We start from the raw sequence: 15,503 nt of genomic DNA, 5'->3' as shown, positions 1-15,503 counted from the left end.
TCGTCTCGTTTAGGCTCGCGTCATGACCGAAACGAAGCGTGCCCACATCGCCATGTTCTCCATCGCCGCCCACGGGCACGTGAACCCGAGCCTGGAGGTCATCCGGGAGCTCGTCGCCCGTGGCCACCGGGTGAGTTACGCGATCCCGGAGTCCTTCGCCGCCAAGGTCGCCGAGACCGGGGCCGAGCCGGTGGTCTACCGGTCGATCTTGCCCACCGAGGACCATCCGGAGGAATGGGGGACCGAACTGATCGACAACCTGGAGCCGTTCCTGAACGACGCCGTCCAGGCGCTGCCCCAGCTCGCGGAGGCCTTCGAGGGGGACCGGCCGGACCTGGTCCTCAGCGACATCACCTCGTACCCGGCCCCGGTGCTCGCCCACAACTGGGGCGTGCCCTACCTCCAGCTCTCACCGAACCTGGTGGCGTGGGAGGGGTACGAGGAGGAGGTGGCGGAGCCGATGTTCGCGGAGCTGCGCGCCTCGGAGCGTGGCAAGGCGTACTACGCGCGGTACCGGGCCTGGCTCGACGAGCACGGGATGCACCACACCGACCCGGACCGGCTCGTCGGCCGTCCCGTCCGCTCGCTCGTCCTGATCCCCAGGGCGCTCCAGCCGCACGCCGACCGGGTCGACGAGTCCGTCTTCACCTTCGTGGGCGCCTGCCAGGGCGACCGCGCCGAGCAGGGGGAGTGGCGGCGGCCCGCCGGTGCCGAGAAGGTGCTGCTGGTCTCGCTCGGCTCCGCCTTCACCAAGCAGCCCGGCTTCTACCGGGAGTGCGTGAAGGCCTTCGGGGACCTGCCGGGGTGGCATGTGGTGCTCCAGATAGGCAAGTTCGTGGACCCGGCGGAGCTCGGGGAGGTGCCCGCCAATGTGGAGGTGCACCAGTGGGTGCCCCAACTGGCGGTGCTGCGCCAGGCGGACGCGTTCATCACCCACGCGGGCGCGGGCGGCAGCCAGGAGGGGCTGGCGACCGCGACGCCGATGGTCGCGGTCCCGCAGGCCGTCGACCAGTTCGGCAACGCGGACATGCTCCAGTCGCTGGGGGTCGCCCGTCATCTGCCGATGGAGGAGGCCAACGCCGACACCCTGCGGGCGGCGGTCCTGGCCCTGGTCGACGACCCCGAGGTGGCCGAGCGCGCCGAGGCCGTCCGCCGGGACATGGCCCGCGAGGGCGGCACGGCACAGGCTGCGGACCTGATCGAGGCAGCCCTGGCGGGCTGACCTCCGGCGCCGGGTCCGTACCGCAACTCGCCCGGCCCTGAGACGTCCCGGCCCTGACCCGCCCCCGCCCTGACCCGCCCCCTCCGTAACCCAGCCCTCCGTACCCCTTCCAAGAGGCCCGTCCGTAAGGGGTCCGCAGCCCCAACAGATGGGGCCCGGGGAGCAGATGCTCCCCGGGCCCCACCCGCCGTGGCTCGGATCGGCCGGGTCAGACGCGTACCACCCGGTCGTGGTCCTCGTCGCCGGGGGCGGCGGTGACCGCAGGGGCGACGGACGACTCGTCGTGGGTCAGGTCCGGCAGCCAGCGCAGCCACTTCGGCATGTACCAGTTGCGCTCGTCCAGCAGGGCCATGACCGCCGGGAGCAGCACGCCCCGGATGACCGTGGCGTCGATCAGGACGGCGGTGGCCAGGCCCACGCCCATCTGCTTCATCGACTGCATCGACAGCGTGCCGAAGATCGCGAAGACCGCCACCATGATGATCGCCGCGCTGGTGACCACACCGGCCGTGGTCACCACGCCGTGCTGGATGGCGTCGCGGGTCGAGCGGCCCTGGAGCCGGGCCTCGCGGATCCTCGACACCACGAACACGTGGTAGTCCATCGACAGACCGAAGAGGATCACGAAGAGGAACAGCGGCAGCCAGGAGACGATCGCGCCGACGCCCTCGGCGCCCACCAACGAGGCGCCCCAGCCGTGCTGGAAGACGGCGGTCAGGACACCGTAGGCCGCGCCCACCGAGAGGAGGTTGAGGACGATCGAGGTGATCGCGACGGTCAGCGAGCGGAAGCAGAGCAGCATCAGCAGGAAGGCGAAGACCACCACGAAGGCGAAGACCGGGGTCACGGCGCCGACGATCTTGGCGTTGAAGTCCTTGGACCCGGCGACCTGACCGGTGATCGGCGCCTCCAGGCCGTGCACCTTGCCCAGGGTGTCGGGCCGGATGTGGTCGCGCAGCAGGTCGAGGCTCTTCTCCGCCTTCTTCTGGTCGGAGCCGCCGATCAGCGGGACGTCGACGACCGCCACGTTCTCCGCGCTGTGCAGGGTGACCTTGATGGGGCCGTCCGAGGCGCCCCGGCTGACCGACTGCGTACGGAAGTCGGCGATGGCCTGCTTGACCTCCGGCGCGTTGATGTCGTCGGCCTTGATGACGACGTTGGCCGGGCTGGCGCCGCCGGGGAAGGTCTGGTTGACGCGCTCATAGGTGCCGACGATGGGCAGCGAGTCCCCGAACTCCTGGTCGAGCGTGAGGTTCTGGGTGTGCATGCCGAGCGCCGGCAGGGCTATCGCGATCAGCGCGCCCGCGGCCAGGACGAGGGCGGCCTTGGGGCGGCGCAGCACCGCGCCGAGGACGGCGCGCCAGACGCGGCTCTCACCGCCGCTGTTGCGCTTGCCGCGCTTGAGGCGGTTCAGGAACGGCAGCCGGCCCTTCTCGACGCGCTCACCGAGCAGCGAGAGGAGCGCGGGCAGCACGGTCACCGAGCCGACCATGGCGACCGCGACGACCATCAGCGAGGCGAGGCCCATCGCCTCGAAGTCCGCGAGGCCGGTGAAGAGCATGCCCGCCATCGCCACACAGACGGTGACGCCGGAGACGATGATGGCCCGGCCGCTGGTGGCGGCGGCGATGCGCAGGGCGGTCTGGGCGTCGCGCCCTGCCTCGCGCTCCTCGCGCTCGCGGCGCAGATAGAAGAGGCAGTAGTCGACGCCGACGGCCAGACCGACCAGGAGCATCACGGAGTTGGCGGTGTCGCTCATCGCCTGGACGTGGCTGACGATGGCCATCAGACCCATGGTGGCGATGATCGCCGTGAGCGCGAGGGCCACCGGCAGCAGGGCCGCGACCAGCGCACCGAAGGCGATGAGCAGGATGCCGAGGGCGACGGGGACCGCCGAGTACTCGGCCTTCTTGAAGTCGTCGCCGAAGGCGTCCTTGAAGGTCTTGCCCATGCTGGCCGCGCCGATCTCCTCGATCCGCAGCTGCTTGTGCTCGCCCTGCACCTTCTTCACCGCGTCGAGCACCGGCGCGATGCGGTCCGGCGCGGTGTCGGCGTCGCCGCGCACCTCGAACTGGATCAGCGCGCTGCGGCCGTCCTTGGAGAGGGTCTTGGCGGTGTACGGAGAGACCACCTTGGTGACCTGGCCGGTGCCGTCGACCGCCTTGATCACCGCGTCCACGGCGGTGTGGAAGGCCGGGTCGGTCGCCTTGATGGAGCCGTCGAGGGCCTGGATGAAGACGGTCTCGCCGGCCGGCTCCTCCAGACCCGCGTCATCGATGATCTTCTGCGCCTGGCCGACCTCGCCGGGCAGCTGGTTCTCCTTGACGTCGATCCGTCCGGCCGCCGAGCCGATGCCCATGGCCAGGACCACGAAGAGCACCCAGATCACCACCGCCGCCCAGCGGTGGCGGGCACTCCAGCCGCCCGCCCGCGCGGCCACCCCGCGCACTCTTGTGACTCCGTCGACCATGGTGAGACGCCCCCCTGGAAAGCGGTGGCAGCCCGGCGCCGCCACCCAGGTAAGACGCTAGGGGCTGGATTCGGCCGTCTCGTCGTACTCCCTGGTGAACCGGTTCTCCGGTATCTACTCCCTGCGATGTGGGGGCATCCCCTACAAGACGGATTCAAGCCCCTTACACGTAAAGTCGATTGAGGGGGAAGATGCGGTTCCGTGTCGCCACGGGGTGTCCACCAAGCCTGCACATAGGTCCAGTTGACCCGCGCTGGCCTGTTCTTTATTACGAAACCTTGTTGTGTAAGTCACAGCTGCGTGGAGCTCTTGATCTGCGCTCGTCAATCGGCAAGGGTTTCGAACCAGCCCCGGAAGGTTTCCATCCGGCAGGCCAACCCCCCACAAAAACTGACGAGGAGACCCCTCTTCATGGCAACTCACAAGCGCAAAAGCCGCCTCAAGCTCACGGCCGGGATAACCGCCGTGGCGGCCGCGGCCGGAGTCACCGTCATGACCACCCAGATGGCCGGCGCCGCGGCGCCCGCCGAGGGCACGGTGTACGGGCTCGACGCCAAGGGCGCGATCGACGGCAGCTATATCGTCCTCCTGGACGAGAAGGCCTCGGCGGACGCCAAGCGCAAGCTCGCCGACGAGTACGGCGGCGAGCTCCAGCGGGACTACGCCTCGACCGTCAACGGCTTCTCGGCGAGCGGTCTCTCGCAGACCGAGGCCAAGCGGCTGGCCGCCGACCCGGCCGTCGGCAAGGTCGTCCAGAACAAGAAGTTCCACATCACCGCCGACCAGGCCAACCCTCCGTCGTGGGGGCTCGACCGGATCGACCAGGCCGAGACCGCCGGGGACGGCAAGTACACCTACCCGGACAGCGCGGGCGACGGCGTCACCGCGTACGTCATCGACACCGGCGTCCGTGTCAGCCACAAGGACTTCGGCGGCCGGGCGACCTCCGGCTTCGACGCGGTCGACAACGACAACACCGCCGACGACGGCAACGGCCACGGCACGCACGTCGCCGGCACCATCGCCGGAACCGCGCACGGCGTCGCCAAGAAGGCGAAGATCGTCGCCGTCCGCGTCCTGGACAACGAGGGCTCCGGCACGACCGAGCAGGTCGTCGCGGGCATCGACTGGGTCACCAAGAACCACAAGGGCCCCTCGGTGGCCAACATGAGCCTCGGCGGCGGTGCCGACCCCGCGCTCGACACCGCCGTGCAGAAGGCCATCGCCTCCGGTGTGACCTTCGCCGTGGCGGCGGGCAACGAGTCGGCGGACGCGGGCCAGGGCTCGCCCTCCCGGGTCAAGGAGGCGATCACCGTGGCCTCCTCCACCAAGGACGACAAGCAGTCGGACTTCTCCAACTTCGGCTCGGTGGTGGACCTCTACGCCCCCGGCTCGGACATCACCTCCGACTGGAACACGGACGACAACGCCACCAAGACGATCTCGGGTACGTCCATGGCGACCCCGCACGTCGTCGGCGCCGCGGCCGTCTACCTCTCGGGCCACAAGGACGCCACCCCGGCCCAGGTCGCGGACGCGCTGACCGGCGGAGCCACCGCCGACAAGATCTCCAACCCGAGCGCCGGCACCCCGAACAAGCTGCTGAAGGTCGTCGAGTAACCCTGCCCGGGCAGTCGTGAACGGCGGTCCCCGTGCCATCCCCCACGAGGCACGGGGACCGTCCTATCGTGTGGACATGACGACGATGTACGCCGCCCTGCTGCGCGGGATCAATGTGGGCGGCACCAAGAAGGTCCCGATGGCCGAGCTCAGAGCACTGCTCACCGAGCTCGGCCACGGCTCCGTACGCACCTATCTGAACAGCGGCAACGCCGTCTTCAGCAGCGACTCGCCTGACCCGGACGCGCTCGCGGGCGATCTGGAGCGGGCCATCGAGAAACACTTCGGCTTCCGGGTCGCCTGCATGGTGCGTACCGGCGGCTACCTCCAAGCCGTCGTGGACGCCTGCCCGTTCCCGGCCGACGAGCTGGAGGGCAGGCAGCTGCACGCCACCTTCTTCTCCCAGCCCGTCGACCCCGAGCGCTTCGCGGGCCTCGACCCCAAGGCGTTCCTGCCCGACGCCTTCCGCCTCGGCGACCGGGTCCTTTATCTGTACGCGCCCGACGGCATCGGCCGCTCCAAGCTCGCCGAGGCCCTGGCGAAACCCGCCCTGCTCAAGGGCGTCGAGGCGACGGCCCGCAACTGGAACACGGTCAAGGCGCTGGTGGAGATGACGGGCGCCTGAGAACGCCCGGGGGCCGGGTGCCGGGTGCCGGGTGCCGGAGGGCCGGAGGGCCGGAGCTGCTCGGAGGGCTCGGAAGTGGCCCACTCGACCGATGCGTGATTGGCCCGGAACTCCGTGCCAATCGGCCGCTACCTTCGTCCCATGGACACCACCGAGCACACCGGCCCGACCACCGTCGACTTCTACTTCGACCCCGCCTGCCCGTTCGCCTGGATCACCTCGCGCTGGATGCTGGAGGTCGAGCGCCACCGGGACATCGAGCTGCGGTTCCGGGTGATGAGCCTGTATCTGCACAACATCGGCAACGAACTGCCGGACTGGTACCGAGAGTTGGTCGACAAGTCGATCCGCCCGGTACGGGTGGCCGTCGCCGCCGCGCAGGAGCACGGCGAGTCGGTGCTGCGCGACCTCTACACCGCGTACGGCACCCGGATACACGAGCAGAAGAACGAGGACTTCGACGAGGTGATCGCCGAGGCGCTGGCCGAGCTCGGCCTTCCGGCGGCGCTCGCGGACGCGGCGCACGACCCCGCGTACGACGAGGCCGTGCGGCGGCGCCACGACGAGGGCAAGGACCCGGCGGCGGACGCCTATGTCGGCACGCCCACGATGCACCTGGACGGGACCGTCTACTTCGGCCCGGTGCTCAGCTCCATCCCGCGCGGCGAGGAGGCGGCCCGCCTCTTCGACAGCGTGCGCGTGATCGCCGCCCACCCGGACTTCTTCGAGCTGAAGCGGACCCGTACCGGGGGTCTGCGCTTCGACTGAGCGAGGACAAGTAAGGACAAGTGATCCGATGACTGGCGGGAGTTGAGCGTGCTGACGGAGAAAAAACGCCTCATGCGTTGACCGTTCGGCGGGAGTGCTCCTATGTTTCCCTGGACCCCCAGAGGAGGCAGCATGCCCGCGCTCCGGAGCACGTCCTTACGAGCCGTACTGACCGGAGTGCTCGCCGCCCTGGTCTTGGGCGGCCCCGGTCTGGTGCCGTCGGCCGGGGCCGGGGCCGGGCCGCGTACCGCCGACGTCTATGTCTCCCCCTCCGGCATGGACGCCGCCGACGGCACGGCGGGCCGCCCGGTCCGCACCCTGACCCGCGCCCGTGACCTGGCGCGTGACAAGGCCGCGCACTACGGCTCCGCGCGCTACTCCGGGGACATCACCGTGCACCTGGCCGCCGGTACGTACCGGACGGCCGGGCCGCTCGTCCTGGACGGGCGCGACTCCGGGCCTGCCGGGCACCGGATCGTCTGGCAGGGCGCGGGCGCGGAGTCGACGCTGATCAGCGGCGGACGCAGGGTCGAGGGCTGGCGGCCGGTGGCCGGGCGCCCGGGGCTCTGGTCCGCCCCGGCGTCCCAAGGCCTCACCGACACGCGGCAGTTGTACGTGGACGGGGTGCGGGCCCAGCGTGCCCGGGGCGAGGTCCCGACCGGGCTCAGCGTGACGGCCACCGGCTACACCGCCACCACCGACGCCCTCGCGCGCTGGCGCCGTCCCTCCGACGCCGAGTTCGTGTACACCGGCGGCGAGGCCCTCTGGAACGTCGAACGCGACGGCCTCGGCCAGTGGACCGAGCCGCGCTGCCGCGTCGCCTCGGCGCGCGGCACCGCGATCACCATGGTCCAGCCCTGCTGGGACAACTCCAACAAGCGCGTGGAGTTCCCCGACCGGCCCGGGCGGACCGTGAGCATGGTCGGCCCGGGCCGTCTCACCAACGGCGGCAGGCCCTCGTACGTGGAGAACGCCTATGAACTCCTCGACCAGCCGGGTGAGTGGTACCTCGACCGCTCCGCGCACACCGTGTACTACCTGCCGCGCGCGGGCGAGGACCTGAGCCGGGCCGACGTGGAGGCGGCGGCCGCCGAGAAGCTCGTGGACGGGCGTGGCACGCGGGCCGCGCCCCTGCACGACATCGCCTTCCAGGGCGTCCAGTTCGCCTATGCGACCTGGCTGACGCCGTCCGGGCCGGAGGGGTTCTCGGAGATCCAGGCGGGTTACACCCTCACCGGGCCGAAGGGCTGGGCGACGCAGGGGCTGTGCGGGTTCGTGGAGGGGGGCACCTGTCCGTTCGCCTCCTGGACGAAGATGCCGGGGAACGTGTCCTTCGCGTACGGGCAGCGGATCGGCATCAGCGACTGCGTCTTCGCGCATCTGGGCGCGGCCGGGCTCGACCTCGGCGCGGGGACCACGGACTCGGCCGTGCGAGGGAGCGTGTTCACGGACATCTCCGGGAACGGGCTGGAGGTGGGCGGGGTGGACGGCCAGCCGGTGGCCCGGGGTGTCGAGGTGGCGGACAACCACCTGTACGGGCTGCCGCGCGAGTACCACGGCGGCGTCGGCATCCTCGACGGATACACCCAGCACACCACCATCGCGCACAACCAGCTCGACCATCTCGGCTACAGCGCGATCTCCCTGGGGTGGGGCGGCTGGCCCGACAAGATCGGCTCACCCGCGACCCCCAACCCGAGCCACGACAACGTCGTGCGGGACAACCTGATCTTCGACTACATGCAGCTGCTCGACGACGGGGGCGGGGTCTACACCCAGGGGCTGACCGGCACCTCGATGGACGACGGCGAGCTGGTGACGGGGAACGTCATCCACGGCCAGTGGGGGCTGGGCAAGAGCGTCTACACCGACAACGGCTGTACGTACGAGACCGTGCGGGGCAATGTGCTCTACGGGGCGGCGTACGCGAACGTCGGGAGCCGGCACACCGACTACCGCGACGGGCTGGGCAACAACGATCCGACGCTGATCGAGGGCAACTGGTGGGAGGAGGGGGCCGGTGACAGCACCAACAAGGGGCTGGTGACCCGGGGGAACCACATCATGGCCGGGTCGGCCGACGTTCCCCCCGAGGTCGTCGCCCGTGCCGGGATCGAACCGGCGTACCGGGGTGTCCTCGACCGGAGGGTGGGGGCGGTCTCGGTGCCGGAGGCGCCTGCGCGGGTGGGGGTCAGTACCGGTGGGCGTGACGGGCTGTATGTGACGTTCAACCCCAGCTTTGTCGACGGGGGGTCGCCGGTCACCGGGTACACGGCGTACGCGCTGCGGGCCGATGGTACGGAGGCGGGGCGGGCCGAGGTCGACGCGGGGGAGTTCGGGCGGACGGGGGTGATGCGCGTCGGTCAACTGACGGCGGCGGATGGGCCGTTGCTGGTGGTCGTGACCGCGCGGAACGCATACGGGGAGAGTGCGCGCTCGCTCGCTTCGGCGCCGGTCGCGCCGGTGGCGGCTTCCGTGCTGCCGGGTGCGCCCACCGGGGCGAAACTGCGTGTCTCCGCCCGGGCGGTGACCGTTGCCTGGACGCCGCCGGCCGCCGTCGGGGACGCGGAGGTCGTCGGGTACCGGGTCACCGTCTCGGACGGGCGGGTCGTGTCGGTGGCGGGGCGGGACGTGCTGGTGACGCGGGCGTCGGGGAAGGGGGTGTTCCGGGTGGTGGGAGGGTTGACTCCGGGGACGTCGTACAGCGTGACGGTCGCCGCTGTGACGGCGGCGGGGGTGGGGCCTGCGGTCGCTGTGACTGGTACGACGCCGTTCGGGTAGGCCCGGCCTTTGTCTGCGGGTGTGTGGTGGGCTGGCCGCGCAGTTCCCCGCGCCCCTGTTTCGGCCCGGTCTTCGTCTGCGGGTCGTGGCCTCTTCTCGCGCAGTTCCCCGCGCCCCTAGGTAGTCCGGCCCGTCCGGCGGTTGCCCGTGCCCCCATGGCCCGTGGTCCTCTGCGGGTTGTGGCCGGTTGCTCGCGCAGTTCCCCGCGCCCCTAAAAGCCTGTGGCTGAGCTGGGCTCTCTGGCTGCGGCCGACCCCCCAGGGGCGCGGGGAACTGCGCGAGAAGAGGCCACCGGCCCGCAGACGAGAGCGGGTTTAGGGGCGCGGGGAACTGCGCGAGAAGCGGCCACCGGCTCGCAGACGAGAGCGGGTTTAGGGGCGCGGGGAACTGCGCGAGCAGCCCACCACACAGCCGCAGACAAAGACCGGGCACAAGAAGGGGTGGCTACGCCGCCCTCTCGCCCCTCCACTCCCCGTCCCGCTGCGCCCACCGCACCGCCGGCCCCACCGCAAGGCCCGCCGTGGCGAAGAGGGCCGCCAGGAAGGCCCAGCCCGCGAAGCCGTGGCCGACCGCCGTCAGGGTGATCAGGGCCGGGCCCGCCATCATCGCCGCGGCCGAGCCGGAGCTGAAGACGCCCTGGTAGACGCCGTGGGCGCGGGAGTCGGCCAGTTCGTAGCCCAGCGTCCAGCCGCCCGCCGAGGACAGCACCTCACCGAAGACCTGGACCACGGCGCCCGCCGCCAGCACGGCCACCGCCCACAGGGGGGAGAGGCCGGAGGAGAGGGCGAAGACCACGCACGAGGCGCCGAGCAGGAGCCCCGCACGGCCCATGGCCCGTACCGCTCCCGCCACGTCCGAGGCGCCCCGGGTCGCGCGGACCTGGAGCAGGGCCACCAGTACGCAGTTGACGATCATCACCAGCGCGATCGACCAGCGCGGCGCCTCGGTGTTCTCGGCGATCCACAGCGGCATGCCCACTTCGAGCAGGCTGAACTGGAGGGTGGTCACGGCGTTGAGGACGGTGACCGCCAGATACGGCAGGTCGCGGACAGCGCGCCAGCGGCTCTCGGACGGGGTGTCGGCCCTGCCGTCCGCCCCGCGCTCGGCCAGTGCGGACGCGTTGAGCGGGAGGGTGCGGACGAGGACGGCGGGGATCACATAGGTGGCCGCGTCGAAGAGGATCAGGGCGACATAGGCGCCCCGGGTGTCGAGCTGAAGGGCCACCGCGCCGATCGCGCCGCCCAGGCCCATCGTGGCGTTGGTGACCATCCGCAGATAGCCGCGCGCCTCCACGCGGGTGGCGGCGGGCAGGACGTCCGCGAAGAGCGCGCCCTTGACGCCCCAGCTCGACTGGTTGAGCGCGCCGAAGCAGATGGCCGCCACCAGGAAGCCCGCGTACCCGTGGACCAGGGAGTACCCCGCGCTCGCCACCCCGCAGCCCAGCCACAGCGCCGCGATCACCCGGCGGCTGCCCCAGCGGTCGGCGGCGCGCCCGGCCGGGACGCCCGCCGCGACGCCGAAGAGCCCGGCGAGGGTGAGGCCGAAGCCGACCCGAGTCGCCCCGATGCCGCAGATGTGGGTGAAGTAGAGCACGCTGACCGGGAAGAAGAGACCGTTGCCGAAGGAGTTGAGACCGGTCATCAGGGCGAGCCGGCGCAGCACCGGCTCGTCCGGGATGACGGCGGATCTGGCCGAGGGGCGGGGGCGGGTCTGCGTGCTGGTGGTCATGGCGTCACCCAACCGGTTGTGTACACGCCAGGGGCATTCATTTAGGGTCCGGCTAAATGCACGGCACGACGGGGGCGCGGGAGCCGGGAGTGATCGAGTTCGGGTTCGGTGTGGGGGATCTGGCCAGTACGTCGTTCGCGTACTCGCCCTTCCAGGAGGCGGTCTTCTCGCTGTGGGGCTGGCGGGACGAGTCCCGGTTCCCGCACCAGCGGGCCTGGCTGCGCAGACTGCGGCCGCAGTACGAGCGTCAGGACACCGCCCTGTTCGCCGCGCTGGTCGCCCCGCACGGCTTCATCCCGGACTTCCTCACGCCCCGGCCGCAGCGCGTACGGGCTTCGTTCGCCGAGCAGTCGGCGCAGTTGCGGGCCACACCGCTGGAGGTGATCGAGCCCGACTTCCGGCGGACGTTCGGCCCCGGCGCGCAGCTCCCGCCGGTCATCGCCGAGGGCCTCGCCGACCCGGCCGCGCTGCTGGAGCGGATCGCCTCGGCCTTCGAGCGCTACTGGTACGAGTGCCTGGCCCCCGACTGGTGGCCCCGGGTCAGGGCGGTCCTGGAGGCCGACCTCGCGCACCAGTCGCGGGTACTGGCCGAGCAGGGCGCGGCCGGGCTCTTCGCGGGCCTCGACAAGCGGCTGACCTGGCGCCCCGGTGTGCTGCGGCTGAGGCACCCGGTCCCGGACACCTGGCCCGCGGCCGACATCCAGGTGGCCGGGCGGGGCATGGTGCTGATCCCGACGACGTTCGCGCGCGGCGCCATCACCACCGTCGACACCACGCTGCCGCCGGTGCTCAACTACCCGGCGCACGGCCGGGGGACGCTCTCCGAGACACCGCCGCCGGTCAGTGATCGCGCCGTGGTCCGGCTGCTCGGCCCGGCCCGGGCGCGGCTGCTCACCCTGCTCGCCGACCCGGCCACCACCACCGAGCTCGCCCGCCGCCTCGACGTCACCCCGGGCGCGGTGAGCCAGCACCTCTCGGTGCTCTACGACGCGGGGCTGCTGCACCGGGCCCGGCGCGGCCGGGGAGTGGAGTACGCCCGCACGGCGCTCGGGAACGCCCTGCTCCGGGGGTGAGCGGGAGCCGAGCCCGAGCAGCCGAGCAGGTCAGGCGGTGCGCGCCCGCGCCGCTCCAGGACAGGGCGCCGTCAGGCGCTGAGCACCTGCGGGCGGCGCGCCCGCACCCGCGCCTCGTCGTACCGTACGAGCAGCAGCCGGGCCAGCTCCGGGGCCGCGCCCAGCACATCGGCCAGGACGTCCGCGTCCTCGGCGCCCCGGGCGATCCGGTCGGGCAGGAAGCCGGGGGCGATGACGTACCGGGCGACGGCGACCCGTCGCACCCCGGACGCCCGCAACTCGCGTACGGCGTCTTCCGTACGCGGCAGAGCAGCGGAGGCGAACGCAGGTCGCACGGCGCACCAACCGGTGTGCCGCAGCTCCCGCGCCATATCTGCGATCACTGCGATCGCCTCCGGGTCCGTGGAGCCCGCCGAGGCCAGGACGACCCCGGTCGAGCGCTTGTCGGCGGGGCCGAGCCCCGCCTCGTACAACGCCTCCTGGAGCCGTCGCTCCACCGTGGAGAGCAGCAGCGGCGAGGGGCCGAGGACGTCCGCGAGGCGGATGTCCAGCTGCGGCGGCGCCTGGCCGAGCACGGCGGGGATGTCCGCCTTGGCGTGGAAGGCCCTGGTCAGGAGCAGGGGCAGGGCCACCACTTCGCGTACGCCCTCGAAGGCGAGCCGCTCCAGGACCCGCGGCACGGCAGGTGCGTTGAAGTCCAGGAAGCCGGTCTCCACGCGCAGCCCGGGCCGCAGCGCCCGTACCCGCCGCACGAGCGCGTGCACGGTCGCCGCGTGCCGCGGGTCGCGGCTGCCGTGGGCGATGACGAGGAGGACCGGTGCGTACATCGTGGCTCAGCTCTTCACCAGCAGGCCGCGGCTGCGCAGCACATAGCGCTCCAGCGGGCTGAAGACGATCAGGTCGATCGCGATGCCCACGATCAGGATCAGGAAGATCGCGAGGAAGACGCCGGGCATGTCGGAGTTGTTGCGGCCGTTCTCCAGCAACTGGCCCAGGCCCAGACCGAGATCGGGCGAGGACGCGATGATCTCGGCGGCCATCAGCGAGCGCCAGGAGAAGGCCCAGCCCTGCTTGAGGCCCGCCAGATAGCCGGGCAGGGCGGCGGGCATCACGATGTGCCAGGTGCCGCGCAGACCGGTGGCGCCCAGGGTGCGCCCGGCCCGCAGGAACAGCGGCGGGATCTGGTCGACGCCGGAGACGAGGCCGTTGGCGATCGAGGGCACCGCGCCCAGCAGGATCACCGCGTACATCATCGAGTTGTTCAGACCGAGCCAGATCACCGCCGGGGGCACCCAGGCCACCGACGGCAGCGACTGGAGGCCGGACAGGATCGGGCCTATCGCCGCCCTGATGAACTTCACCCGCGCCACGACGAGGCCCAGCGGGGTGCCGATCGCCAGCGCCATCAGGAAGCCGAGCAGACCGCGCGAGACGCTGGTCCACACGATGTCGAGCAGGGTGCCCTGGAGCCACAGCTCCTTCAGGCCCGACCAGACCGAGGACGGCGAGGGCAGCTTGGTCTCGTCGGCCACCTCCGCCCACACCAGCCCCTGCCAGACCACCAGGACCAGCGCGATCGCGGAGAGCGGCGGCAGAACCTTCTGGACGAGGGTCTCGCGCAGCGGGGTCCGCCCGCTCTGCACCGTCTCCAGTGCGTCCAGGCCCGCCTCCAGACCGGCCAGGTCGTGGGTGTCCCGGTCGGCGCCGACGGCCTGGCCGGCCTTGTCGGCCTCGGACGTCTCAGTGCTGGCCATGGCGGCGGATCTCCCCACGCAGTTGTTCGGTGATCTCTACGGAGAGCTCCGCGACGTCGGAGTCCTCGATGCGGCGCGGCTGCGGTATGTCCACCGTCCACTCGTGCGCCACCCGGCCCGGCCGGGAGGAGAGCAGCACCACGCGCTGGGCGAGGCGGACGGCCTCGCGCACGTTGTGCGTGACGAACAGGACGGACAGGTTCGTCTCGCGCCAGATCCGGGTCAGCTCGTCGTGCAGCACGTCCCGGGTGATCGCGTCGAGCGCCGCGAACGGCTCGTCCATCAGCAGCAGCTGGCTGTCCTGGGCGATCGCGCGGGCCAACGCCACGCGCTGGCGCATCCCGCCGGACAGCTCGTGCACCCGCTTGCCGTGCGCGCCGGTCAGCCGCACCAGTGCGAGCAGCTCCTCGGCACGCTCGCGGCGCTCGCCCTTGGGCACCCCGCGCAGCCGCAGGGCGAGCTCGATGTTCTTGCCCGCGGTCAGCCACGGGAACAGCGCGTGCTCCTGGAACATCAGGGCGGGCCGCCCGCCGGGCGTCTCGATGGTCCCGGCGCTCGGCTCATCGAGGCCCGCCACCAGATTCAGCAGCGTCGACTTGCCGCACCCGGAGGCTCCCAGGAGGGTCACGAACTCCCCCGGCGCGACGTCGAAGGTGATGTCGTCGAGTACGAGCTGGGGTCCGGCCGGGCCGGCGAACGACTTGGAGACGTGCCCGATCCGGGCGGCGTACTCCGTCGTGGCACGCTCCTCGGCCGCGGCGACTGCGGTGGCCATGGTCGTCACCTCCTGGGAACTGGTGCGGGTACGGGGTTACTTGACGCCGAAGCCGGCGTCGGCGACGGGGGGCTTGCCCAGGGCCTTGAGGACCTTGTTGAGCGGGGCCAGGTCGTAGATGCCGTCCAGGTCGGGCTTCTTGAGGAGTCCGGCCTTGACGGCGTGGTCGGCTTCGAGGCCGAGGGTGGCGGCGAGGGGGTCGTTGGTGGTCTTGATCGACTGCCATGCGGGGTCGAGGACGTTGGCGGGCAGGGCCTTGCCGCTGAGCGTCTTGAGGGCCGCGTTGGCGGAGGCCTTGGCCTTGTCGGGGTTGGCCTTGATCCAGTCGTTGGTCTTGACCGAGCCGCGCAGGACGGCTTCGACGACGTCGGGGTGTGCCTTGAGGAACTTCTGCGACACGATGATGTTCGTGATCACGAATTCCTTGTCGGCCCACAGGTCGGCTTCGTCGAGGAGGACCTTGGCGCCCTGGGAGACCAGCTTGGAGGCGGTCGGTTCGGGGACCCAGGCGCCGTCGATGGAGCCGGACTTGTAGGCGTCCGGGGTGATCTTGTTGTCGGTGCGGACCACGGAGACGTCGCCCTTGCCGCTCTGGGCGTCGACCTTCCAGCCTTTTCCAGCGATCCAGTTGAGGAAGGCCACGTCCTGGGTGTTGCCGAGCTGGGGGGTGGCGATCTTCTTGCCCTT

At 71.4% G+C, this 15,503-nt stretch carries 12 protein-coding genes; 6 read left to right on the top strand and 6 right to left on the bottom strand.

What is annotated here, in order from left to right; all coding sequences use genetic code 11:
- The first annotated feature begins 22 nt into the window (after positions 1–22).
- Entirely contained in the window at positions 23–1,222 is a 1,200-nt protein-coding gene (gene mgt, locus ABD236_RS30630) for a macrolide-inactivating glycosyltransferase (protein WP_344079330.1), read from the top strand.
- 208 nt (positions 1,223–1,430) lie between these two features.
- On the opposite strand, the gene ABD236_RS30625 is transcribed toward mgt, so the two are convergent.
- The gene (locus tag ABD236_RS30625) at positions 1,431–3,692 is read right to left on the bottom strand and encodes an MMPL family transporter (RefSeq protein ID WP_344079327.1); all 2,262 of its coding nucleotides are present in this window, start codon (positions 3,690–3,692) and stop codon (positions 1,431–1,433) included.
- Positions 3,693–4,103: 411 nt separating this feature from the next.
- Here ABD236_RS30625 and ABD236_RS30620 point away from each other — a divergent pair, with 411 nt between their 5' ends.
- From ABD236_RS30620 to ABD236_RS30605, 4 genes are all read left to right on the top strand, one after another.
- Complete coding sequence (locus tag ABD236_RS30620) at positions 4,104–5,312, top strand: S8 family peptidase (RefSeq protein WP_344079325.1); 1,209 nt, start codon at positions 4,104–4,106, stop codon at positions 5,310–5,312.
- 76 nt (positions 5,313–5,388) lie between these two features.
- On the top strand, positions 5,389–5,937 hold the full coding sequence (locus ABD236_RS30615) for a DUF1697 domain-containing protein (protein ID WP_344079323.1): 549 nt from the start codon (positions 5,389–5,391) through the stop codon (positions 5,935–5,937).
- A 141-nt stretch (positions 5,938–6,078) separates the two neighbouring features.
- Positions 6,079–6,705 (top strand): mycothiol-dependent nitroreductase Rv2466c family protein, encoded by a 627-nt coding sequence (locus tag ABD236_RS30610; protein ID WP_344079321.1) that lies wholly within the window; start codon positions 6,079–6,081, stop codon positions 6,703–6,705.
- 132 nt (positions 6,706–6,837) lie between these two features.
- The gene (locus ABD236_RS30605) at positions 6,838–9,486 is read left to right on the top strand and encodes a fibronectin type III domain-containing protein (RefSeq protein ID WP_344079318.1); all 2,649 of its coding nucleotides are present in this window, start codon (positions 6,838–6,840) and stop codon (positions 9,484–9,486) included.
- A gap of 444 nt (positions 9,487–9,930) precedes the next feature.
- On the opposite strand, the gene ABD236_RS30600 is transcribed toward ABD236_RS30605, so the two are convergent.
- Complete coding sequence (locus ABD236_RS30600; RefSeq protein WP_344079316.1) at positions 9,931–11,214, bottom strand: MFS transporter; 1,284 nt, start codon at positions 11,212–11,214, stop codon at positions 9,931–9,933.
- A gap of 56 nt (positions 11,215–11,270) precedes the next feature.
- On the opposite strand from ABD236_RS30600, the gene ABD236_RS30595 reads away from it, so the two are divergent.
- Positions 11,271–12,287 (top strand): ArsR/SmtB family transcription factor, encoded by a 1,017-nt coding sequence (locus ABD236_RS30595; RefSeq protein WP_344079314.1) that lies wholly within the window; start codon positions 11,271–11,273, stop codon positions 12,285–12,287.
- Positions 12,288–12,358: 71 nt separating this feature from the next.
- Here ABD236_RS30595 and ABD236_RS30590 read toward each other — a convergent pair whose 3' ends face one another.
- From ABD236_RS30590 to ABD236_RS30575, 4 genes are all read right to left on the bottom strand, one after another.
- Positions 12,359–13,114 carry a sirohydrochlorin chelatase gene (locus ABD236_RS30590; RefSeq protein WP_344079312.1) on the bottom strand — a complete coding sequence of 252 codons (756 nt, stop codon included), beginning with the start codon at positions 13,112–13,114 and terminating at the stop codon, positions 12,359–12,361.
- Between the two features lie 6 nt (positions 13,115–13,120).
- A complete protein-coding gene (locus ABD236_RS30585) occupies positions 13,121–14,041 on the bottom strand; it encodes an ABC transporter permease (protein ID WP_344079309.1) in 921 nt (306 codons plus the stop codon).
- On the bottom strand, positions 14,028–14,816 hold the full coding sequence (locus ABD236_RS30580; RefSeq protein ID WP_344079307.1) for an ABC transporter ATP-binding protein: 789 nt from the start codon (positions 14,814–14,816) through the stop codon (positions 14,028–14,030). Before ABD236_RS30580 ends, ABD236_RS30585 begins: the two co-directional genes overlap by 14 nt.
- Before the next feature lie 36 nt (positions 14,817–14,852).
- Positions 14,853–15,503: ABC transporter substrate-binding protein (locus tag ABD236_RS30575; RefSeq protein WP_344079305.1), on the bottom strand; the 651-nt coding region annotated here is incomplete at its 5' end.

Source organism: Streptomyces crystallinus, assembly GCF_039521265.1.
Classification (GTDB): Bacteria; Actinomycetota; Actinomycetes; order Streptomycetales; family Streptomycetaceae; genus Streptomyces; species Streptomyces crystallinus.
Note: the sequence above shows the minus strand (reverse complement) of the source record. Positions and strands in the feature narration are given on the sequence as shown.

Coding starts and splice junctions, on each gene's coding strand:
- ABD236_RS30620 (WP_344079325.1), top strand. CDS start 4,104: ATGGCAACTCACAAGCGCAAAAGCCGCCTCAAGCTCACGGCCGGGATA.
- ABD236_RS30610 (WP_344079321.1), top strand. CDS start 6,079: ATGGACACCACCGAGCACACCGGCCCGACCACCGTCGACTTCTACTTC.
- ABD236_RS30585 (WP_344079309.1), bottom strand. CDS start 14,041: ATGGCCAGCACTGAGACGTCCGAGGCCGACAAGGCCGGCCAGGCCGTC.
- ABD236_RS30625 (WP_344079327.1), bottom strand. CDS start 3,692: ATGGTCGACGGAGTCACAAGAGTGCGCGGGGTGGCCGCGCGGGCGGGC.
- ABD236_RS30595 (WP_344079314.1), top strand. CDS start 11,271: ATGCACGGCACGACGGGGGCGCGGGAGCCGGGAGTGATCGAGTTCGGG.
- ABD236_RS30605 (WP_344079318.1), top strand. CDS start 6,838: ATGCCCGCGCTCCGGAGCACGTCCTTACGAGCCGTACTGACCGGAGTG.
- ABD236_RS30600 (WP_344079316.1), bottom strand. CDS start 11,214: ATGACCACCAGCACGCAGACCCGCCCCCGCCCCTCGGCCAGATCCGCC.
- mgt (WP_344079330.1), top strand. CDS start 23: ATGACCGAAACGAAGCGTGCCCACATCGCCATGTTCTCCATCGCCGCC.
- ABD236_RS30615 (WP_344079323.1), top strand. CDS start 5,389: ATGACGACGATGTACGCCGCCCTGCTGCGCGGGATCAATGTGGGCGGC.
- ABD236_RS30590 (WP_344079312.1), bottom strand. CDS start 13,114: ATGTACGCACCGGTCCTCCTCGTCATCGCCCACGGCAGCCGCGACCCG.
- ABD236_RS30580 (WP_344079307.1), bottom strand. CDS start 14,816: ATGGCCACCGCAGTCGCCGCGGCCGAGGAGCGTGCCACGACGGAGTAC.